The organism is Streptomyces sp. NPDC000134 (genome assembly GCF_042899225.1).
Classification (GTDB): domain Bacteria; phylum Actinomycetota; class Actinomycetes; order Streptomycetales; family Streptomycetaceae; genus Streptomyces.
Genome location: NZ_JBIAZN010000015.1, coordinates 35335 through 54943 on the forward strand (window position 1 = coordinate 35335; position 19609 = coordinate 54943).

General features: G+C 75.5%; 19 protein-coding genes and 1 pseudogene. 15 read left to right on the forward strand and 5 right to left on the reverse strand.

All coding sequences use genetic code 11. The features are described 5' to 3' along the window. The first annotated feature begins 1 nt into the window (after position 1). The 11 genes and pseudogenes from ACFY32_RS22540 (at position 2) to ACFY32_RS22590 (ending at position 10403) form a co-directional block, all read left to right on the forward strand. Positions 2–271 (forward strand): gas vesicle protein GvpG, encoded by a 270-nt coding sequence (locus ACFY32_RS22540; RefSeq protein ID WP_359203366.1) that lies wholly within the window; start codon positions 2–4, stop codon positions 269–271. Then, the gene (locus tag ACFY32_RS22545) at positions 268–783 is read left to right on the forward strand and encodes a hypothetical protein (protein ID WP_359203369.1); all 516 of its coding nucleotides are present in this window, start codon (positions 268–270) and stop codon (positions 781–783) included. The genes ACFY32_RS22540 and ACFY32_RS22545 overlap by 4 nt, the downstream gene beginning before the upstream one ends. Further along, positions 783–1751 carry an SRPBCC family protein gene (locus ACFY32_RS22550; RefSeq protein WP_390675083.1) on the forward strand — a complete coding sequence of 323 codons (969 nt, stop codon included), beginning with the start codon at positions 783–785 and terminating at the stop codon, positions 1749–1751. Before ACFY32_RS22545 ends, ACFY32_RS22550 begins: the two co-directional genes overlap by 1 nt. Positions 1752–1769: 18 nt before the next feature. After that, positions 1770–2132 (forward strand): gas vesicle protein, encoded by a 363-nt coding sequence (locus ACFY32_RS22555; protein ID WP_359203375.1) that lies wholly within the window; start codon positions 1770–1772, stop codon positions 2130–2132. Next, a complete protein-coding gene (locus ACFY32_RS22560; protein WP_359203378.1) occupies positions 2129–2959 on the forward strand; it encodes a GvpL/GvpF family gas vesicle protein in 831 nt (276 codons plus the stop codon). The genes ACFY32_RS22555 and ACFY32_RS22560 overlap by 4 nt, the downstream gene beginning before the upstream one ends. Then, the gene (locus tag ACFY32_RS22565; RefSeq protein ID WP_359203380.1) at positions 2956–3204 is read left to right on the forward strand and encodes a gas vesicle protein; all 249 of its coding nucleotides are present in this window, start codon (positions 2956–2958) and stop codon (positions 3202–3204) included. The genes ACFY32_RS22560 and ACFY32_RS22565 overlap by 4 nt, the downstream gene beginning before the upstream one ends. Next, the gene (locus ACFY32_RS22570) at positions 3201–3494 is read left to right on the forward strand and encodes a gas vesicle protein K (protein WP_359203383.1); all 294 of its coding nucleotides are present in this window, start codon (positions 3201–3203) and stop codon (positions 3492–3494) included. The genes ACFY32_RS22565 and ACFY32_RS22570 overlap by 4 nt, the downstream gene beginning before the upstream one ends. Before the next feature lie 81 nt (positions 3495–3575). Beyond that, a complete protein-coding gene (locus tag ACFY32_RS22575) occupies positions 3576–4664 on the forward strand; it encodes a substrate-binding domain-containing protein (RefSeq protein ID WP_390675084.1) in 1089 nt (362 codons plus the stop codon). A 230-nt stretch (positions 4665–4894) separates the two neighbouring features. Beyond that, on the forward strand, positions 4895–5926 hold the full coding sequence (locus ACFY32_RS22580; protein WP_390675085.1) for a hydroxyacid dehydrogenase: 1032 nt from the start codon (positions 4895–4897) through the stop codon (positions 5924–5926). Next, positions 5923–7802: pseudogene (locus ACFY32_RS22585) on the forward strand (DUF2264 domain-containing protein); the annotation flags it as partial. The gene ACFY32_RS22580 and the pseudogene ACFY32_RS22585, both read left to right, overlap by 4 nt. A 333-nt stretch (positions 7803–8135) precedes the next feature. Further along, complete coding sequence (locus ACFY32_RS22590; RefSeq protein WP_359203395.1) at positions 8136–10403, forward strand: catalase; 2268 nt, start codon at positions 8136–8138, stop codon at positions 10401–10403. 33 nt (positions 10404–10436) lie between these two features. On the opposite strand, the gene ACFY32_RS22595 is transcribed toward ACFY32_RS22590, so the two are convergent. Together ACFY32_RS22595 and ACFY32_RS22600 are read right to left on the reverse strand one after the other, a co-directional pair. Beyond that, positions 10437–11318 carry a YegS/Rv2252/BmrU family lipid kinase gene (locus ACFY32_RS22595; protein WP_359203398.1) on the reverse strand — a complete coding sequence of 294 codons (882 nt, stop codon included), beginning with the start codon at positions 11316–11318 and terminating at the stop codon, positions 10437–10439. 159 nt (positions 11319–11477) lie between these two features. Continuing rightward, the gene (locus ACFY32_RS22600; protein ID WP_390675086.1) at positions 11478–13076 is read right to left on the reverse strand and encodes an FAD-binding oxidoreductase; all 1599 of its coding nucleotides are present in this window, start codon (positions 13074–13076) and stop codon (positions 11478–11480) included. Positions 13077–13179: 103 nt separating this feature from the next. On the opposite strand from ACFY32_RS22600, the gene ACFY32_RS22605 reads away from it, so the two are divergent. Together ACFY32_RS22605 and ACFY32_RS22610 are read left to right on the forward strand one after the other, a co-directional pair. After that, on the forward strand, positions 13180–13797 hold the full coding sequence (locus tag ACFY32_RS22605) for a TetR/AcrR family transcriptional regulator (protein ID WP_359203404.1): 618 nt from the start codon (positions 13180–13182) through the stop codon (positions 13795–13797). Beyond that, positions 13794–15359: a glycerol-3-phosphate dehydrogenase/oxidase gene (locus ACFY32_RS22610; RefSeq protein ID WP_390675087.1), complete on the forward strand. Its 1566-nt coding sequence runs from the start codon at positions 13794–13796 to the stop codon at positions 15357–15359. Before ACFY32_RS22605 ends, ACFY32_RS22610 begins: the two co-directional genes overlap by 4 nt. Here the strand turns inward: ACFY32_RS22610 and ACFY32_RS22615 are convergent. Beyond that, positions 15356–15622 (reverse strand): hypothetical protein, encoded by a 267-nt coding sequence (locus ACFY32_RS22615; protein WP_390675088.1) that lies wholly within the window; start codon positions 15620–15622, stop codon positions 15356–15358. The genes ACFY32_RS22610 and ACFY32_RS22615 overlap by 4 nt on opposite strands. 136 nt (positions 15623–15758) lie before the next feature. Here ACFY32_RS22615 and ACFY32_RS22620 point away from each other — a divergent pair, with 136 nt between their 5' ends. Then, positions 15759–16124 carry an STAS domain-containing protein gene (locus ACFY32_RS22620; RefSeq protein WP_359203412.1) on the forward strand — a complete coding sequence of 122 codons (366 nt, stop codon included), beginning with the start codon at positions 15759–15761 and terminating at the stop codon, positions 16122–16124. A 1-nt stretch (position 16125) separates the two neighbouring features. Here the strand turns inward: ACFY32_RS22620 and ACFY32_RS22625 are convergent, their stop codons facing one another. Then, complete coding sequence (locus tag ACFY32_RS22625) at positions 16126–16554, reverse strand: ATP-binding protein (protein ID WP_390675089.1); 429 nt, start codon at positions 16552–16554, stop codon at positions 16126–16128. A gap of 296 nt (positions 16555–16850) precedes the next feature. Here ACFY32_RS22625 and ACFY32_RS22630 point away from each other — a divergent pair, with 296 nt between their 5' ends. Beyond that, positions 16851–18053: a glycoside hydrolase family 64 protein gene (locus ACFY32_RS22630; RefSeq protein ID WP_390675090.1), complete on the forward strand. Its 1203-nt coding sequence runs from the start codon at positions 16851–16853 to the stop codon at positions 18051–18053. A gap of 50 nt (positions 18054–18103) precedes the next feature. Here ACFY32_RS22630 and ACFY32_RS22635 read toward each other — a convergent pair whose 3' ends face one another. After that, positions 18104–19450: an endo-1,4-beta-xylanase gene (locus ACFY32_RS22635; protein ID WP_390675091.1), complete on the reverse strand. Its 1347-nt coding sequence runs from the start codon at positions 19448–19450 to the stop codon at positions 18104–18106. Between the last annotated feature and the right edge of the window lie 159 nt (positions 19451–19609).

Sequence of the window (19609 nt, forward strand, 5' to 3'; positions counted from 1 at the left end):
GGTGGGACTCGTCAGCGGCCTGTTGCTGCTGCCCCTGGCGCCGATGCGCGGCACCCTCTGGGTCGCCGACCACCTGTTCGCCGAGGCCCGCCGGCAGACCCGGGACCCGCGTGCCGTGCAGGCGCGACTGGCCGCGCTCGACCACGCCCTGGACGCGGGCGAGATCGACGAGGCCGCCTTCGAACGGGAGGAGGAGCGCCTGCTCACCCTCCTCGAACGCCGGACCCGGCACTCCACGACCACCGAACGATCGCAGGGAAGGCACGTATGAGCGACAACAAGGCGGCGCTGGCGGCGGCCATGGCCGGCGGATATCTGCTCGGCCGCTCCCGGAAGGCGCGGCTGGCCCTCGCGGTCGGCACGTACCTCGCGGGGCGGCGGTTCGGCCTCACCCCCGGCCAGATGCTCGGCCAGGGGCTGGGCCGGCTCCAAGGGGTGCCCCAGCTCCAGGAGCTGACGGACCAGGTGCGCGGCGAGCTGCTCACCGCCGGGCGGCAGGCCGTCGGCGCCGCCGCCGACCGCCGGCTGACCCGCCTCGCCGACGCGCTGCGCGACCGCACCGACGCGCTCGGCGGCACCCCGGACCGCCAGGAGGGGGACGCCGAGGACGACGGCCGGTACGACGACGGGCCCGAGGCCGGCGGCTCCGACGGCCCGCCCGAGCCGGTGCCGCCGCGCAAGGCGGCCGAGCGGGCCGCCGCCAGGAAGCGCCCGGCCGGCAAGGCCGTCAAGAAGGCCGCCGTGTCGGCGCGCCGGCAGGCCAGGGCGGGTGGGAGGGCATGATGGCCACCCGGGCACTGGACGACCTCAAGGACGCCCTCGGCGGCTACCTCTCCGCCCAGGGCACCGCCCTGGCCGGGCGGGCCGGCGAGCGGGTCAAGGGACTCACGGGCCGGCTGACCGACCTCGCCGCCGGCGGGGGCGGCGGCTCCGGGGGCGGTTCCGGCGGCGGTTCGGGGGGTGGCTCCGGCGGCGGTTCGGGTGGCGGCTCCGGGGGCGGTTCCGGGGGCGGGGTGAAGGCGACGCACATCCTGGAGACCGTCGACGTCCCCGTGCCGCTGCGCACCGCCTACGACCGGTGGACCCGCCTGGAGGACTTCAGCGGCTTCACCAAGGGCGTCCGCGGCGTCAACAAGAAGGGCGACACGGAGTCCGAGTGGAACGTCAAGGTCGGTCCCTCCTCCCGCAGTTGGAAGGCGACGGTCCGCGAGCAGGTCCCCGACGACCGGATCGTGTGGACCTCGGAGGGCGCCAAGGGCAGCACGACCGGCGCGGTCACCTTCCACGCGCTGGCGCCGTCCCTGACCCGGATCGTGCTGGTCGTGGAGTACTACCCGGCGGGTTTCTTCGAGAAGACCGGCAACCTCTGGCGCGCCCAGGGGCGCCGGATGCGGCTCGACCTGAAGCACTTCGCCCGGCAGGTCACGCTGCACCCGGACGAGGAGGCGGAGGGCTGGCGCGGCGAGATCCGCGACGGCGAGGTCGTCCGCACCCACGAGGAGGCGCTGGAAGAGGAGGAGAACGCCACCGACGAGTGGGACGGGGGCGAGGAAGAGGACGGGGACCGGGACGAGTACGACGACGGGGACGACGAAGAGACCTATGACGACGAGGACGGGGAGTACGACGACGAGGACGCCGAGACCGACGAGGACGAGGGCGCCGAGTACGGCGAGGACGAGGGCGGTGACTACGCGTCCGGCGACGAGGACGACGAGCCCGCTCCCCCGCCCGCCCGCCGCCGGCGCTGACTCTCCCGGAGGTACGCCGTGACCGACGTCGACCCCTGGTACGCCGACGCGCCGGCCCAGCCGTACGCGCCCGTCACCGGGAACCTCGCCGACCTGCTGGAACGGGTGCTGGACAAGGGCATCGTCATCGCGGGCGACATCAAGATCGATCTGCTGGACATCGAGCTGCTGACCATCCGGCTGCGGCTGTTCATCGCCTCGGTGGACACCGCGAAGAAGGCCGGCATCGACTGGTGGGAGACGGACCCGGCGCTGTCCTCGCGGGCCGCGCGGGACGCGCTCGCCGAGGAGAACGCGCGGCTGCGGGCCCGCCTGGAAGCCCTGGAGGAGACCGCCGGCGACGAGATCGACGAGACCGACGAGTTCGAGGAGGTCCGGTGAGCGGCGCGTCCGGTTCCGTCGTCTGTGCCTTCGCCGTCACCCGTACGCCCCCGCCCGCCGGGGCGCTGGCCGCGGCGCGCGGCCACGAGGAGGGCGGTCCGCTGCGGGCGCTCGGCGCGGGCGGCCTCGGTCTGGTGGTGCAGGACGTGCCCGCCGCGTCGTTCGACGGGGCGGCCCTCACCGAGCGCCTGAACCGGCCCGAGGACCTGGAGCGATGCGCCCGCGCCCATCACCGGGGCGTCGAGGCCGCCGCCGGCACCGGCCCGGTCGTGCCGCTGCCCATGGCCACGCTCTACCGCACCGACCGCGGCGCCGTGCGGGCCGTGGCCTCCCGGGCGGCGGTGTTCGGCGCGCTGCTCGACAGGCTGGCGGGCCGTACGGAGTGGGCGGTGAAGGTGCACGCCGCCCCGCCCCCCGCCGCCGAGGCCGCCGGGCCGCCCGGGGCCGGTGACTCCCCCGCCGCCGGGCGGGCCTACCTCAGCCGGGCCAGCGCGCGCCGCCGGGTCCGGCGGGACGGGCAGGACAGGGCGGCCGCCGGGGCCGGGGCCGTCGACGCGGAACTGCGCCGGTACGCCGTCGCCGCGACCCGGCACCGGCCGCAGAACGAGCGGCTGACCGGCCGCCGCGCGCCCCAGTTGCTCAACGCCGCCTACCTGGTGGACGACGCCCGGCGCGCTGACTTCACCGCGGCGCTGGCCCGGCTCACCGGCGCCGGCGGCCCGCCGGGCGTCGAGGTCGACGCGTCGGGGCCCTGGGTCCCGTACTCCTTCGCCCGGTGGGACGAGGAGAGCGACCCGGCGGCGGAGCGGGAGGCGGTGCGGACATGACCGTCCCGGACGTCCGTGAGCCCGGCCGGCCCCGGGTGCCGTGGGAGGGCGGCGAGCAGTACGCGCCGCTCGGGGTGCCGCTGGTGGACCTGCTGGACCGGGTGCTGGCCACCGGGGTCGTGGTCAGCGGGGACCTGGTGCTGGCCGTCGCCGACGTACCGCTGGTGCGCCTCTCGCTGCGCGCGCTGCTGTCGTCGGTGAACGAGCGGGTGCCCTCCCCCTGGCCGGACAGCGGGCCGCTGTGAGCGCGCCCCGCGACCGCACCCTGGACCTGGACCCCGACCGGGTCGGCGACGACCTGGCCGCCCTGGTGCTGACCGTGGTGGAGCTGCTGCGGCAACTGATGGAGCGGCAGGCGGTGCGGCGGTTCGACGAGGGGACGCTGAGCGCGGAGCAGGAGGACCGGCTCGGCACCGCGCTGATGCTGCTGGACGAGCGGATGGACGAGCTGTGCGCGCGGCACGGGCTGAGCCGCTCCGACCTCAACCTCGATCTCGGCCCGCTGGGTCCGCTGCTGGCCGATCCCGGGCCCTGACCGGTCCCCGGCCCCTCCCCCGGGCGATCGCTAGGATGACCGGGAAACGCTCAAACGAACATTCTCGGGTGGGGAGGCCCTGTGCGGGAGCCGGTCGAGGTCAGGCGGCAGCGCATCCTGGCGGCGGTGCGGGCGCGCGGGGCCGCGCGGGTGCGGGACCTCGCCGAGGAGTTGCAGGTCTCGGTGGTGACGGTGCGCCGGGACGTGGAGGCGCTGACCCGGGAGGGCAGGCTGCGGCGCGGGCACGGGGTGGTCCGGTCGACGCTGCCCGCCGAGGAGCCGCCCGCCGGTCCGGTGACGGGCGGGGACCAGGTGGCGGTGGTGGTGCCGGTGCGGCACGCGTATCTGACCGAGGCGCTGCACGGGGCCCGCACGGTGCTGGAGGAGGCCGGGCTGCGGCTCGCCCTGCATCTCGCGCCGCAGGTGGCGGGCGCCGAACGGCCGCTGGTGGAGCGGGCGCTGGCGGACGGGGCGCGCGGGCTGCTGCTCGCGCCGCGGTGGCGGGCCCGCGCCGACGAGGAGGCCGACCACGCGTGGCTGGCGGCGGTGGACGTGCCGACGGTGCTGATGGAGCGCCGGCCGTGGCGCGGCAGCGCCCCGTACGCGCTGGACTCGGTCTGCTCGGACCACTGGTACGGGGCGCATCTGGCCGTGCGGCACCTGGTGGGGCTCGGGCACCGGCGGATCGTGTTCGCGACCCGGCACGACAGTCCGACCGCGCGCTCGCTGCGGGCCGCGTTCACCGACATCGCGGGGGCGCATCCGCTGGTGGAGCGGTGGGCGTGGGCGCTGAGCGCACCGGAGGCCGGGGCGGACGGGCCGTACCCGGCGCGGGAGACGGCCGGTCTGCCGGCGGTGCTGCGCGAGGTGGGCGCCACCGCGGTGGTGCTGCACGGCGACGTGGACGCGCTGGTGATCGTGCAGCAACTGGCCGAGGAGGGGGTGCGGGTGCCGGCGGACTGCTCGGTGGTGGCCTACGACGACGTGGTGGCCGGGCTGGGGACGCCGCCGCTGACGGCCGTGGCGCCGCCGAAGGCCGAGGTCGGCCGGGTGGCCGCGGAGCTGCTGCTGCGGCGGCTGGCCGAACCGCCGGGGAGCCGTCCGGTGCGGCGGGTGGAGCTGCTGCCGAAGCTGATCGTGCGGGGCTCCACGGACCGCCCCACTGGATGAGCGTTTGATCGTTTCATTCCTCTGATCGATCTATTGACCGCTTACCCGTGGGCGTCGAGGATTTCCGTGTCCCGAAGAGTCGTGCCGTGGACGGCGGCACGCAGGAGCCGCGGAGGCGCCATGCCCGGCCGACACCGCTGTCGTACCCGTGAGACCGCCATGGAGTTCATCGCGCGGCAGGTGCTGTTCCGGCGTTTCCGGCGCAGCGGACCGACCACCGGAGCCGTCAAGTGACCCAGCACGCCCCCGGTCCCGGATTCCGGCCCCGTGCCGCCGTGGCCATGTCCCCCGACGCCGCCGACGCCGTCCTCGGCGCCGAGTCCCTGCGCACCCTGCGCACGCTCTGCGACCTCGCGCCGCTCCCGGCCCTGGACGACCTGTCCACGCCCCGGGCCCGTTCGGTACTGGCCGGCGTCGACCTGCTGGTCACCGGCTGGGGCTGCCCGCCGCTGGACGCGGAGGTGCTGCGGGCGGCGCCGGGACTGCGGGCGGTGGTGCACACCGCGGGCAGCGTCCGGGGGCTTGTCACCGACGCCTGCTGGGAGCGCGGGATCGAGGTGTCCTCCGCCGCCGCCGCCAACGCGGTGCCGGTGGCCGAGTACACCCTCGCGATGATCCTGCTCACCGGCAAGCGGGTGCTGGAACAGGCCCGCGCCTACCGGGCGGACCGCCGCCGGGGCGACTGGCTGCGCACCCCGCGCACGGTCGGCAACCACCGCCGCCGGGTCGGCATCCTGTCGGCCTCGCTGATCGGCCGCCGGGTCGTCGAACTGCTGCGCCCGCACGACCTGGACGTGCTGCTGCACGACCCGTACCTCTCCGCCGCGGAGGCGGCCGGACTGGGGGTGCGGCGGGTGGAGTTGGCGGAGCTGTTCGCGCGCTGCGACACCGTCAGCGTGCACACCCCGCTGCTGCCCGCCACCCGGGGTCTGGTCGGCCGCGAGCTGATCGACGCGATGCCGGAGGGGGCGGTGCTCATCAACACCTCGCGCGGCGCGGTCGTCGACCAGGACGCGCTGACCGACGCCGTCCTGGCGGGCCGGGTGCGGGCCGTCCTGGACGTGACCGACCCCGAGCCGCTGCCGCCGGACCACCCGCTGTGGGACTGCGACGACGCGCTGATCACCCCGCACCTCGCCGGTTCGCTGGGCAACGAGTGGCGCCGCCTGGCCGACACCGCCCTCGCCGAGACCGCCCGCTGGGCGTCGGGCGCCGGCTTCCTGCATCCCGTACGCCGTGAAAGGCTGGCCTTCCTGGCATGAGCATCCCGTTCGAACTGCCCGCCGAGGACCGGACCCTGAGCCCCCGCACCGGGTACACCCGGGCCCACTGGGAGGCGGTGGCCGACGGGCTGCTGGCCGCCGCGTGGCGCTGGGCGACCCCGGGCGGCGCCCTGCTCGACCTGCCCGGACGGCCGTCCGGCTCGGGCGTGCGCTCCGACGGGCTGGAGGGCTACGCCCGGACCTTCCTCGCCGCCGCCTTCCGCGTCGCGGGCGCCGGCGGCGACGATCCCCACCACCGGCTGGAGCGGTACGCGGACGGCCTGGCCGCCGGTACCCGCACCCCGGGCCGCGACGACACCGAGTCCTGGCCGCCGATCCTCGACCACGACGTGCGGGGCCAGCCGATGGTCGAGTCCGCGTCCGTCGCCCTCGGCCTGCGGCTGACCGCGCCCTGGCTGTGGCAGCACCTCGACGCCGGTGTCCAGGACCGGGCGGAGGAGTGGCTGCGCGGGGCGCTGCGGCACACGCCCGCGCCGAACAACTGGTACCTGTTCCCGTACACCGTCGCCGGGTTCCTGGAGTCGGTCGGCCGCGGGGACGCCGAGACGGCGGCGGCCCGGCGGCGGGCGGCGGAGCTGCTGGCGGGCTGGTACCGGGGCGAGGGCTGGTACGCCGACGGCGACGGCCGGGCCTTCGACCACTACAACGGCTGGGCACTGCACCTGTACCCGGTGCTGGACGCCCACCTCGCCGGTGATCCGGAGGCGGCCGGTCGGTACGGCGAGCGGCTGCGCGCCCATCTCGCCGGGTACGCCGCGCTGTTCGGCGCCGACGGGGCGCCGGTGCACTTCGGCCGGTCGCTGACGTACCGCTTCGCCGCGTCGGCGGCCGTCGGGCTCGGCGCGCTGACCGGGCACACCCCGCTGACGCCGGGCGCCTCCCGGCGGCTGATCAGCGGCAGCCTGCGGTACTTCCTGGACCGCGGGGCGCTCACCGGCGACGGGCTGCTGAGCCTGGGCTGGCACGGGCCGCACGAGGCCACCCTGCAGCGCTACTCGGGGCCCGCCTCGCCCTACTGGGCGTCGAAGGCGTTCGTCTCGCTGCTCGCCCCGGCCGGGCACCCGCTGTGGACGGCCGCGGAGGAGCCCGCCCCGGTGGAGCGGGGCGACCGGGTGCTGGCCCTGCCCGCACCGGGACTGCTGGCGCAGTCCACCCGCCAGGACGGGATCGTACGGCTGCACAACCACGGCAGCGACCACGTCCGGCCGCACGAGGGCGAGACGGCCGCCGAGGACGACCCGCACTACGGGCGGCAGGCGTACTCCACCCGGACCGGCCCGACCGCGCCCGGGAACCACGCGGACAACCATCTGTCGGTGGAGGTGGCCGGCCGGCCCAGTGCGCGGCGCCGGACCCGTCCGCTGGGCGCGGGGCACGGCGACGGGTGGGGCTGGGCGGCGTCCTGGCACCGGCCCGTGTTCACCGGCGGGCCGCCGATGGTGCCGGGGCTGCGGGTGGAGAGCGTGACGGTGGCGCGCGGCCCGTACGAGCTGCGGGTGCACCGGGTCGTCGGGGCGCCGCCGGGGGCGCGGATCACCCACACGGGCTGGGCGACCGGCCCCGAGGAGGACCTGGTCTCGGCGCTGCACCCGCTGCACAACTGGGACGGGGAGGCCCGGACGGTGCGCGCTCCGCAGGGCACCGCGTACACCCGCTGGGCCGGGCTGCCCCGGCTCACCGGCCGGGCGGAGGGCACGTCGGTGCACGCCTGTCTGGCCCTCCTCGCCGCCGCGCCGGGCCCCGGTCCGCTCGCGGACGCCGTCACGCGGGTCGTTCCCGGCCCGGACGGCATCGAGGTGGTGTGGGCGCCGGCGGGTGTACCCGGGTCTCCTTCGGCCCGGTACGGGTGACGCACGAGGCCGGACCGCCGTCCCGCCCGTCCCCCGGGCGCCCGCGTCCGGTCGCGGGTCCGGGGCCGGGTGGGGAGGCTGGGGCGGGAAGGGATCGGCCGAGCCGGGAGCCGCCGTGAGGAGGTCGCCGTACCCGCGGGCCGCCGGTGACGCCCTGGGTGCCCGGGGCGGCGGCGGTCTCGACGGGGGGACCGTACGACCTGTCGTCCTTTCCCGGGATGTCGTCGCATCCGGTACCGCTGGTTCCGGCGACCGGGGGTACCCGCACGGCCGTCGGGACTCGTGACTCCGGTCGCGAAGACCGCCACCGACCGGACCAAATCGGAGGAAAGAGACATATGAGCGAGGCCAACCCTCTCAAGCGGGCCGCCCACAAGGTCAGTGAAGCCCTGGGCGTCGACAGCGGACCGGAGGACGGCGTCCCCGGCAAGCCCGCCCCCGAGTCGCCGTCGCTCGCCGAGCCCACCGCCCCCCGCGAGCCGCTGCCGCCCAAGCCCGACCAGAGCGGCCCGGCCACCGTGTCGCCGACCGGGCAGCCGACCGGGGCCGACCAGGCGAGGCTGGCCCAGTCCGGGGCGTATCTGACGACCGCGCAGGGCACGCGGGTCCCGGACACCGACCACTCGCTCAAGGCCGGTCCGCGCGGGCCCGTACTGCTCCAGGACCACCACCTGCGCGAGAAGATCATGCACTTCGACCACGAGCGCATCCCGGAGCGGGTGGTGCACGCCCGGGGCGCCGGCGCGCACGGCGTGTTCCAGAGCTACGGCACCGCGGCCTCGGTGACCAAGGCGGCGTTCCTCGCGGAGGACGTGGAGACGCCGGTGTTCACGCGGTTCTCCACGGTGGTGGGCTCGCGCGGCTCGTCCGACACCGTGCGCGACACCCGGGGCTTCGCGACGAAGTTCTACACCAGTGAGGGCGTCTTCGACCTGGTCGGCAACAACATCCCGGTCTTCTTCATCCAGGACGCCATCAAGTTCCCGGACGTCGTCCACGCGGCCAAGCCGCACCCGGACCGGGAGATCCCGCAGGCGCAGAGCGCCCACGACACCTTCTGGGACTTCGTGTCGCTGCACACCGAGGCGACCCACCACACCATCTTCTTCATGGGCGACCGGGGCATCCCGCGCTCCTACCGGATGATGGAGGGCTTCGGCGTCCACACCTTCCGGCTGGTCAACGCCGCCGGTGAGACCACGCTGGTGAAGTTCCACTGGAAGCCCAAGCTGGGCGTGCACTCCCTGGTGTGGGACGAGGCGCAGCTCATCAACGGTGTCGACCCGGACTTCCACCGCCGGGACCTCGCCGACGCCATCGAGGCCGGCGCGTACCCGCAGTGGGAGCTGGGCATCCAGACCTTCCCCGACACCCCGGACCAGACCTTCGAGGGCATCGACCTGCTGGACCCGACCAACCTGGTCCCCGAGGAACTCGCGCCGGTGCAGCCGGTCGGGCTGCTCACCCTGAACCGCAACCCGTCCAACTTCTTCGCCGAGACCGAGCAGGTCGCCTTCCACGTCGGCCATCTGGTGCCGGGCATCGACGTCACCGACGACCCGTTGCTGGCCGGGCGGCTGTTCTCCTACCTGGACACCCAGATCACCCGGCTGGGCGGCCCCAACTTCCCGCAGTTGCCGATCAACCGGCCGCAGGCGCCGGTCAACGACATGCAGCGCGACGGCATGCACCAGACGGCCGTCCACCGGGGCGTGGCGCCCTACCGGCCCAACTCCCTGGACGGCGGCTGCCCGTTCACGGCCGGGGCGGACGCCGGGGCGTTCGTCGAGGCCCCGGTGCGGGTGCCGGAGGGCCGCAAGGTGCGCGAGGCGCCCGAGTCGTTCGCGGACCACTTCAGCCAGCCGCGCCGGTTCTGGCTGAGCATGAGCCCGGTGGAGAAGGAACACATCATCGGCGCGTACACCTTCGAGCTGGGCAAGTGCTACGAGCAGGCCGTCAAGGAGCGCACGCTCCAGGTGCTGGCCAACATCGACCCCGAGCTGTGCGAGCAGGTCGCCCTGGGCCTCGGCCTGCCGGCGCCGGCGCCGACCGTGCCGCTCGCCGACGTCGAGCCCAGCCCGGCGCTGTCGCAGGTGGGCGGGACCTGGCCGACCGAGGGCCGGATGATCGGCATCGTCACCGGCGGCGACGACCTGGACGGGGTGGCCGCCGTGCGCGAGGCGGTGCTGAACGCCGGGATGGTGCCGCTGGTGGTGGCGCCGACCGGCGGCACGCTGGGCGACGGTGCGCTGACCGTGCAGCGGACCTTCGTGACCGCGCGGTCCGTGGAGTTCGACGCCGTACTGCTGGCCGGGGTGCCCGGGGTGGGCAGCGACGCGTACACCGCGCGGGACGCCAAGTCCGACCCGGTGCCCGCCGCTCCCGCGGTCACCGACCCGAGGGTGGCGCTGCTGCTGTCGGAGACGTTCCGGCACGGCAAGGCCATCGGCGTCTGGGCGGGCGGCGACGCCGCGCTCCAGGCGGCCGGGGTGCCCGCGGACGCGCCGGGCGTGATCGTGGCCGACTCCGGCACCGCCGCGCTGGAGCAGGTCACGCGGCTGCTCGGCGCGCACCGGGTCTGGGAACGCTTCGCCACCCAGGTCTGATCCCCGGCGGCGGGTGCCGCCCGGCGGGCGTGTTCAGCACAGGACGCGCAGCGCGCCGGGCAGCACCCGCGCCGTGACCGGCAGCACCGCCTCGACCTCGCCGTCCGCGCCGTAGGGCACCTCTCGGTCGGCCTCGATCCGTATCTCCCGGCCCCGGACGACCCGCACCTGGGGCCGGTGGACGTGGGTGCCCGCCCGCAGTTCGTTCATCAGGGCGAAGAACAGCCGCTTCGGCGCGTCCCGGATCATCACGACGTCCAGCAGTCCGTCGTCGACCCGGGCACCGGGGGCGATCCGCCGGCCGGAGCCGTAGTAGCCGGAGTTGGCGGCGACGACGGTGTAGCCGCGGTACGAGTGCTCCGTGCCGTCGACGGTGACGCGGTAGGCCGCCGCGCGCCAGGTGGTGATCGCGCGCAGGGCGCCGGTGTAGTAGGAGGCGGTGCCGCGCAGCAGGCGCGCGTGGTTGGCGTGCCGGTTGGCGAGGGCGTCCACCCCGGCGTACACGCTGCCGAGGACCACCGTACGGCCGTGGACGGCGGAGGTCACCTCGACGGTGTCCACGGGGCGGGGTTCGCCGCGCAGCAGGAGCCGGGCGAGGTCGGCCGGGTCGGCGGGCAGGCCGAGGGCGCGGGCGAAGTCGTTGCCGCGTCCGGCCGGGACCAGGCCGAGCGGCGCGCCGGTGCCGCTGAGGGCGCCGCCGACGCATCCGGCGATGCCGTCCCCGCCGACGGCGAGCACCACCCGGCCGCGCCGTCCTGCCTCGCGGGCGAGGTCCCGGGCGTGCGCGAGACCGCGGCTGTACTCCGTCTCCACACCCGCGCCCGCCTCGCGCAGCAGGGGGGCGACCCGCAGCAGCGCGGCGGCACCGGCCGCGCCGCCCGCGGTGGGATTGACCACGGCCGTGAACTGTCGCATCGGGGCGCCTCTTTCGGGTGGGGCGGTGGGTGAGCGGGCGGCGGACCGGCGGGGGGCCGGTGACGGATGGCCGGGCGGCGGGTGGGCGGTCGGCAGGTGTCGCCCGGCGGACAGCAGGTCGGCAGGTGGTCGCCCGGCGGTCGGCCCGTGGACGGCCCGTCAGTCGACGGGCAGCAGGATGCCGGGGCTGAGCACCCCGGCCGGGTCGAGGGTCCGCTTCACCGCGCGCAGCGCGGCGATACCGAGGTCCCCGGTCTCCCGGACGTACCAGTCGCGGTGGTCGGTGCCCACGCCGTGGTGGTGGGTGATGGTGCCGCCGGCGGCGAGGATCGCCTCGTTCGCGGCGTGCTTGGCCCGGGTCCAGTGCGCGAGGGGGTCCTCGCCCTGCGCGCAGACGACCGTGAAGTACAGCGAGGCGCCGTTCTCGTAGACGTGCGAGATGTGGCACATGACCAGCGGCGGGGTGCCGGCGTCGGTGAGGGCGGCGGTGAGGGCCTCGCGGACGGCGGCGTACAGGCCGGGCAGCCGGGACCAGTAGGCCGCCGTCTCCAGGGTCTCGGCGAGGGCCCCGGCGTCCAGGAGCGCGTCGCGCAGGTAGGGCGCGGAGTAGCGCCCCCGCGCCCAGCGTGCGCCGGGCTCGTCCCCCGCGAACGCGCCGCCGGCCGCGCGCAGGACGTCCGCCGCGGCCTCCCGGCGCCGGTGGGTGTCCTCCTCGGTGCCCTCGAAGCCGACCACCGCGAGGCAGCCCGCGTCCGCCCCGCTCAGGGAGGTGCCGATGGCGTCGGGCTGGGCGAGGCCGACCAGGGTCTCGGTCTCGTCGGACAGCCGCAGCACGGTGGGGCGCGGGCCGTCCTGCGCGAGCCGGCGCAGGGCGTCGGTGCCCTCGGCGAAGGAACCGAACCGCCAGCCCTCGTACCGGCGTACGCGCGGCACGGGCCGGACCCGGACGGTGACGGAGGTGATCACCCCGAAGGCGCCCTCCGAGCCGAGGAGGAGCTGGCGCGGGTCGGGCCCGGCGGCCGAGCGGGGGGCGCGGCCGGTGTCCAGGGTGCCCTCGGGAGTGGCGAGGGTCAGGCCGAGGACCATCTCGTCGAACCGGCCGTACCCGGCGGACGCCTGCCCGCTGGACCGGGTCGCGGCGAAGCCGCCGATGGTCGCCCACTCGTAGGACTGCGGGAAGTGGCCGAGGGTGAAGCCGTGCCGGGCGAGCAGCGCCTCGGCCCCGGGGGCGCGCAGGCCCGCCTGGAGGGTGGCGGTGCGGGAGACCGGGTCGAGGGCGAGCAGGCGGTCCATGCGGCGCAGGTCGAGGGCGACGACGGGGGCGCGCCGCGCGGGGGCGAGGCCGCCGACGACGGAGGTCCCGCCGCCGTACGGCACCACGCTCACGCCGTGTCCGGCGGCGGCCCGCAGCACGGCGAGGACCTCGTCGTGGCCGCCGGGCAGGACGACGGCGGCCGGGGCGTCGGCGGCATCGCCGGCCCGTATCCGCAGCAGGTCGGGGGTGGACTTGCCCCGGGTGTGCCGGACGCGGCTGCCGGGGTCGGTCCGCACGGCGTCCGCGCGGTCGCCGACGGCGGCCAGCAGCGCGCGGCGGGCGGCGTCCGGGAGCGGGGTGCCGGGGACGGTGACGTCCGCGAGCCGGGCGGGGGCGACGGCGCGCGGCTCGACGCCGAGCAGGTCCCGCAGCAGCCCGGTCACGGCCTCGGGCAGCGGGGTCGCCCGGCCGGGATCGCCCCAGCCGTTCCACAGCATGTCCATGCGCGCGTCCTGTCCTCACGGTCGGTACGACGGCCCGGCCCCCCGGGGCGGCGTGCCGTGCCGCCTCGGTGCGGGCGCCCCCAAGGGCGTTACACTGTGACACATGACGCCTATTCGTCACAACCAGTCGGGCCGGCCGAACCCCGCCGACGGCGACGCCGTGCTGGACGCCGTGCGGGACTGCGTGCTGGCCGTCGGGGTCCGGCGGACCACGATGACCGACGTGGCCCGCCGCGCCGGGGTCTCCCGGATGACGCTCTACCGGCGCTGGCCGGACGTGCGCTCCCTGGTCGGCGACCTGATGACCCGGGAGTGGACCGCCGTGGCCACCGGCGCCATGCCCGAGCCGCGGCCCGGCGCGCCCGCCCGGACACTGCTGGTCGAGGGGCTGGTGGCCGGGGTGGCGGCGTTCCGCGGGCACCCCCTGTTCCGCAAGATCGTCGACGTCGATCCCGAACTGCTGCTGCCCTACGTCCTGGACCGGCGCGGCGCGAGCCAGGAGGCCCTGCTCGGGCTGCTCGGCGACGCGCTGCGGGACGGCCACGCCGACGGCTCGGTGCGCGCCGCGCCGGCCGCCCGGCAGGCCCGCGCCGTGCTCCTGGTGGTGCAGTCCTTCGCCCTGTCGCTGCGGACCATGACCGACGAGGACGACCCCGACCTGACCGCCGCCGCCCTCCTCGAGGAGCTGCGCACCGTCCTGGAGAGGACCCTGACGCCATGAGCGCCTCCCTGTCGGCAGCGCGCCGCAGCCGTGAACTCGCCGCGTCCGCCGGGGGGCCGGCCGTGGACGTCCTGGTCGTCGGGCTCGGCGCGACCGGCGCCGGGGCCGCCCTGGACGCCGCCGCCCGGGGGCTGAGCGTCGTCGCCGTGGACGCCCACGACCTGGCGTTCGGCACCTCCCGCTGGAGCTCCAAGCTGATCCACGGGGGGCTGCGCTACCTCGCCTCCGCGCAGTTCGGCGTCGCCCACGAGAGCGCCGTCGAGCGCGGGGTGCTGATGGAGCGCACGGCACCGCACCTGGTGACCGCCCAGCCGTTCGTGCTGCCGCTGACCCCGCTGGTGGCGCGCGGGCAGGCGGCGGTGGCCTGGGCGGGCCTGCGGGCCGGCGACGCACTGCGGCTGAGCGCCCGCACCGCCCGCGCCACGCTGCCCGCGCCGCGTCGCCTGACCGCCGTGGAGACCCGCCGGCTCGCCCCGGTGCTGCGCCCCGGCGGGCTGCGCGGCGGCCTGCTGTCCTGGGACGGCCGGCTCACCGACGACGCCCGGCTGGTGACCGCCCTCGCCCGGACCGCCGCCGCGCACGGCGCCCGGGTCCTGACCCGGGTCCGGGCGCTGGAGCTGACCTCCTCGGGCGCCCGGATACGGGACGAACTCACCGGCGAGGAGGGCGAGATCCGCGCCCGCGCGGTGATCAACGCCTCGGGGGTGTGGGCCGGCGGCCTGGTGGACGGCATCCGGGTCCGGCCCTCCCGCGGCACCCATCTGGTCCTGCGCGCCGAGGCCCTCGGCCCGCTCCCGGCCGGCCTGCACGTCCCGGTCCCCGGCGAGAGCGACCGCTTCGTCCTCGTCCTGCCCCAGGACGACGGCCGGGTCTACGTCGGGCTCACCGACGAGCCCGTGGCCGGTGAGGTCCCCGACGTCCCGGAGCCCCCGGAGACGGACATCGGCTTCCTGCTCGACGTCCTCGGCTCGGTGCTGGACGCGCCGGTGCGCCGCGCGGACGTCGTCGGGGCCTTCGCGGGACTGCGCCCGCTGCTGGACGCCGCCCCGGGGGCCCGGCCCGGTGCCGCGCCGCGCACGGCGGACGTCTCCCGCCGGCACGCCGTGCTGACCTCCGCGGAGGGCGTGGTCACGGTGGTCGGCGGCAAGCTGACGACGTACCGCAGGATGGCCGAGGACGCCGTGGACGCCGCGATCGCCGCCCGCGAGCTGGCCGCCGGGCCCTCCCGCACCGCCGCGCTGCCGCTGGTGGGCGCCGCCGCGCCGCGCGTGCTGGCGGGACTGCGGGCCCCGGGCCGGCTGGTCCGCCGCTACGGCACCGAGGCCCCGGCGGTGCACGCCCTGGCCGCCCGCGATCCCCGGCTCGGCGCGCGGGTCCTGCCGGACCACCCCGTCACCGGCGCCGAACTGCTGTGGGCGGTCCGCCACGAGGGCGCGCTGGACGAGGGCGACCTGCTGGACCGCCGTACCCGCATCGGCCTGGTCCCCGAGGACCGGGCCGCGGCACTGGCCACCGCACGGTCCTTCCTGGGGGAGGAGGCGGCCCGGGACGCGGGGTCCTAGGACGCCTCCAGGGCCCGGCGCACCTGCGCCTCGACCACCTGGGCCGGCTCGCCCCGTTCCCTGATGTACTCGTTCATCGCGGCACGCCAGTCACGGTCGAGGTCGCGCCAGGCCCGTACGGCGGTCTCATAGGTGTCCGACTGCCGCGCGGTCCACTGCTGCTGGGTGGGCGGCCCGTAGGAACCGCGCAGTTCCTGGACCCTGCTGTGCGCCTGGTCCGCCGCGCGGCGCTTGTGGACGAGTTCGTCGAATGTGTGAGCCACACGAAAAGAGACTAATCACACACCTGTGGTTCCGCGCGTCGAACCGGTCCTCCACAACTTGCCCACCAAGGGCCCGCCGACCCTTAACATCATGGTCACCAACCATGGGCCGGACCTGTACGAGAAGTGAGGAAGCGTGGCGGACACCGAGGGAGCGGCAGTGCCCGAGCGGCTGCTGATCACCCGCACCACCACTGAGGACGGGGTCTGTGTCGTCACCCTCGCCGGGGAAGTGGATCTCGACGGCAGCGCTCAGCTCCGCGACGTACTGGTGTCCGGCCTCCAGGGGGCGCGGGGCGCGGTGGTCGATCTCGCGGAGGTGGGCTTCATGGACTCCAGCGGCATCAACGCGTTCATCGCCGCGCACCAGGCGGCCGAGGCGGGCGGGAACTGGCTGCGGCTCGCCGCGCCGAGGCCGGCCGTGCGGCGCGTGCTGCAGCTCGTCGGCGTGGACACCCTGATCACCTGCTATCCGAGCGTCGACGAGGCCCTCGGCGGCTGAGTCAGGCCAGCGGCAGGCGGGCGTACACGGTCTTGCCCCGGTCGTGCGGCTTGGTGATCACCTCGTCGCAGAGCCGGGTGACGATCTCCAGGCCGTGCCGGCCGACCCGCAGGGGGTCGCGGGGCAGGAAGGTGGGGAAGCCCTCCCCGGTGTCCGTGACCGCGATCTCCACCTGGCCGTCCACCAGGGCCAGCTTCAGCCGGCAGGGGCCGGGGGCGTGCCGCAGGGCGTTGGTGACCAGTTCGCTGACGACCAGGCGCGCGTCGTCCGGGAAGGTCCTCGGCACCTCCACGCCCGCCTCGCCGAGCCGGGCGACGAACGCCCGCACCAGGTCGCGTGCGGCGGGGATCATCCCCGATCCGCCGGAGAGGTCCACCGCCGTGGACAGCACCGAGGAGTCCACGGCATCGGGTCTGCGCGCCGGGGTCATCAAGAGTCTCACCGTCCGGTTCGGGCCGATCAGGTCGAGCAGGGAGCCCGCGGCATCACACGATACGCATCGAAACGGCCAGTACGATCCGCTTGCCGCCAACTTCCGCCGCGTCGGAGCCTTTTCGGTCGTCTCGCGGCACCGGTGTGATACCCGGCGGACAGCGCTCCCACCACCCCGAACCCTTGACATGTGCACGCTCCGGCGACAATCTGAGAGCGCTCTCAGAGCTGGTCCGTACCACTTCCCCCCACGTCTCCGCGCCCCTGACCACAGGGCCCGTACGGAGGTTGCGCATGTTCAGCAAACTCAGGCACCGGATCGCCGCGACGGCGACCGCGCTCGCCACCGCCGCGGCGGGCGCCCTGCTCGCGGCCGGCCCCGCCGCCCCCGCCGAGGCCGCCGTCCCCGCCACGATCCCGCTCCAGATCACCAACAATTCCGGCCGCTCCGAGCCGGTGTACGTCTACAACCTCGGCACCGAGCTGTCGACCGGCCGGCAGGGCTGGGCCGACGCGAGCGGCGCCTTCCACGCCTGGCCGGCCGGCGGCGTGCCGCCCGTCCCGGCGCCCGACGCCGCGATCGCCGGGCCCGCGCCCGGCCGGTCGGCGACCATCCGCATCCCCAAGCTCTCCGGCCGGATCTACTTCTCCTACGGCCGCAAACTGGACTTCCGGCTGGCCACCGGCGGCCTGGTGCAGCCCGCCGTGCAGAACCCGAGCGACCCGAACCGGGACATCCTGTTCAACTGGTCGGAATACACCCTCAACGACGCCGGTCTGTGGATCAACAGCACCCAGGTCGACATGTTCTCCGCGCCCTACGCGGTCGGCGTCCAGCGCTCCGACGGCAGCACCGCCGTCACCGGCCATCTCCAGCCCGGCGGCTACCGGGGCGTCCTCGCCGACCTGCGCGCCCGGCCCGGGTGGGCCGGCCTGGTCCAGACCCGCTCGGACGGCACCGTGCTGCGGGCCCTCTCCCCCGGCCACGGCGTGGGCACCGGCGCGCTGCCGGCCTCCGTCATGGACGACTACATCGACCGGGTCTGGCAGAAGTACGCCACGGCCACGCTGACGGTGACGCCCTTCGCCGACCGGCCGGGCACCAAGTACTACGGCCGGGTCTCCGGCGGGGTCATGCGCTTCACCGACGGCTCCGGGGCGGTCGTCACCAGCTTCCAGAAGCCCGACGCGGACAGCGTCTTCGGCTGCCACAAGCTCCTGGACGCCCCCAACGACCAGGTGCGCGGCCCGATCTCCCGCACCCTGTGCGCCGGGTTCAACCGGTCCACGCTGCTGGTCAACGCCGCCCAGCCGGACACCTCCGCCGCCGCCTTCTACCAGGACGCGGTGACCAACCACTACGCACGGGCGATCCACTCCCGGACCGTCGACGGCAAGGCGTACGCCTTCGCCTTCGACGACGTCGGGCACCACGAGTCGCTGGTGCAGGACGGCAGCCCGCGCCAGGCGTATCTGATCCTCGACCCGTTCGACTGAGCCGGACCGGCCGCCGCGGCCCCCGTGCGGGGGGGGCCGCGGCGGCGGGGTCAGGAGGCCGTGCAGGCGCCGACGGTGGGGACCGCCTCGCTGCCGTTCTTCATGACGGTGAACCCGAAGCTGGTCGAGGCGCCGGCCGCGACCGAACCGTTGTAGCTCGACCGCACGGTCAGCACGGTGCCGCTCGCGTCCCAGCTCGTGGTGCCGTTCCAGACGGTGGAGACCTTCTGCGGCGGGCTGAAGGTGAGGGTCGTCGACCAGTTGGTGATCGGCGCGCTGCCCGCGGTGATGGTCACCTTGCCGTTGTAGCCGCCGGGCCAGTCCTCGGCCTTGGTGAAGGCGGCCGTGCAGGACGCGGAGCCGCCGCCCCCGCCGCCCCCGCCGCCGGTACCGCCGAGGGCGGTGAGCACGGCGTCGTAGGCGGGCTTCTTGCCGTAGTTGCCGTCGAACAGCAGCGGGGTGCCGCCGCTGCGCCAGGAGTACTTGTCGGTGATGCCCCAGACCGTGATGCCGGTGCAGCGGCTCACCGCGAGGCAGGCCCGGACGACGTTCGCGTAGCTGTCTGCCTGGGCGGTGCCGGAGCCCTCGATGTCGAGTTCGGTGATCTGCACGTCGACGCCGAGGTCGGCGAAGCGCTGGAGGTTGGCCCGGTAGTCCGACGGGACGGGCGAGGCGCTGTTGAAGTGGGACTGGAAGCCGACGCAGTCGATGGGGACGCCCCGCGCCTTGAAGTCCTTGACCATGTTGTAGACGGCATTGCTCTTGGCGTTGACGCCGTCGGTGTTGTAGTCGTTGTAGCAGAGCTTGGCGGCCGGGTCGGCGGCACGGGCGGTGCGGAACGCCTCCTCGATGTAGCCGTCGCCGAGCTTGTCCTGGAACGGGGAGCTGCGGCGGGCGCCGCTGCCGCCGTCCTGGAACGCCTCGTTGACCACGTCCCAACTGTGGATCTTGCCGCGGTAGTGCGACGCCAGCCCGTTGATGTGGCTGTTCATGGCGGTGCGCAGGTCGGTGGCGCTCAGGCCGCTCACCCAGGACGGCAGTTGCTGGTGCCAGACGAGGGTGTGCCCGCGGACGTCCATGCCCTGGCCGAGGGCGTGGTTCACGATCTGGTCGGCCGTGCCGAAGGTGAAGGTGCCCCGGGTGGGCTCGGTGGCGTCCCACTTCATCTCGTTCTCGGGCGTCACGGAGGTGAACTCGCGGTCCAGGGTGGCGGCGTACCCGGACTCGCCGAGGTGGCCTGCGGCGACGGCGGTGCCGAAGTAGCGGCCCTGGGCGGCCGCCGCCGCGCCGAGCGTGTCGGCGGCCTCGGCGGCCCCGGCGGTGTGCGCCGCGGTGGTCAGCGCGGCGACGGTGACGAGCCCGGCGGTCGCGGCTCTGAACAGACGTGTCAGATGCATGTCATCCCTTGGGCGGCGAAAGTTTCGGGAATGTTTCCGAATTTCGCGGAGGAGGTTACGGACTCCCCCAGGCCGGGTCAACGCCTCTCACCGCATTGTTTCCCCGGAACAGTCGGCCCCTCGCCCTCCGGCGCGCTGACCTGGGGACCGAAACTTTCG

Excerpts from the sequence above, each read along its gene's own strand:
- ACFY32_RS22635 (WP_390675091.1), bottom strand. The coding sequence starts at position 19,450 with ATGCATCTGACACGTCTGTTCAGAGCCGCGACCGCCGGGCTCGTCACC.
- ACFY32_RS22630 (WP_390675090.1), top strand. The coding sequence starts at position 16,851 with ATGTTCAGCAAACTCAGGCACCGGATCGCCGCGACGGCGACCGCGCTC.
- ACFY32_RS22590 (WP_359203395.1), top strand. The coding sequence starts at position 8,136 with ATGAGCGAGGCCAACCCTCTCAAGCGGGCCGCCCACAAGGTCAGTGAA.
- ACFY32_RS22605 (WP_359203404.1), top strand. The coding sequence starts at position 13,180 with ATGACGCCTATTCGTCACAACCAGTCGGGCCGGCCGAACCCCGCCGAC.
- ACFY32_RS22600 (WP_390675086.1), bottom strand. The coding sequence starts at position 13,076 with ATGGACATGCTGTGGAACGGCTGGGGCGATCCCGGCCGGGCGACCCCG.
- ACFY32_RS22550 (WP_390675083.1), top strand. The coding sequence starts at position 783 with ATGGCCACCCGGGCACTGGACGACCTCAAGGACGCCCTCGGCGGCTAC.
- ACFY32_RS22565 (WP_359203380.1), top strand. The coding sequence starts at position 2,956 with ATGACCGTCCCGGACGTCCGTGAGCCCGGCCGGCCCCGGGTGCCGTGG.
- ACFY32_RS22610 (WP_390675087.1), top strand. The coding sequence starts at position 13,794 with ATGAGCGCCTCCCTGTCGGCAGCGCGCCGCAGCCGTGAACTCGCCGCG.
- ACFY32_RS22625 (WP_390675089.1), bottom strand. The coding sequence starts at position 16,554 with ATGACCCCGGCGCGCAGACCCGATGCCGTGGACTCCTCGGTGCTGTCC.
- ACFY32_RS22545 (WP_359203369.1), top strand. The coding sequence starts at position 268 with ATGAGCGACAACAAGGCGGCGCTGGCGGCGGCCATGGCCGGCGGATAT.
- ACFY32_RS22595 (WP_359203398.1), bottom strand. The coding sequence starts at position 11,318 with ATGCGACAGTTCACGGCCGTGGTCAATCCCACCGCGGGCGGCGCGGCC.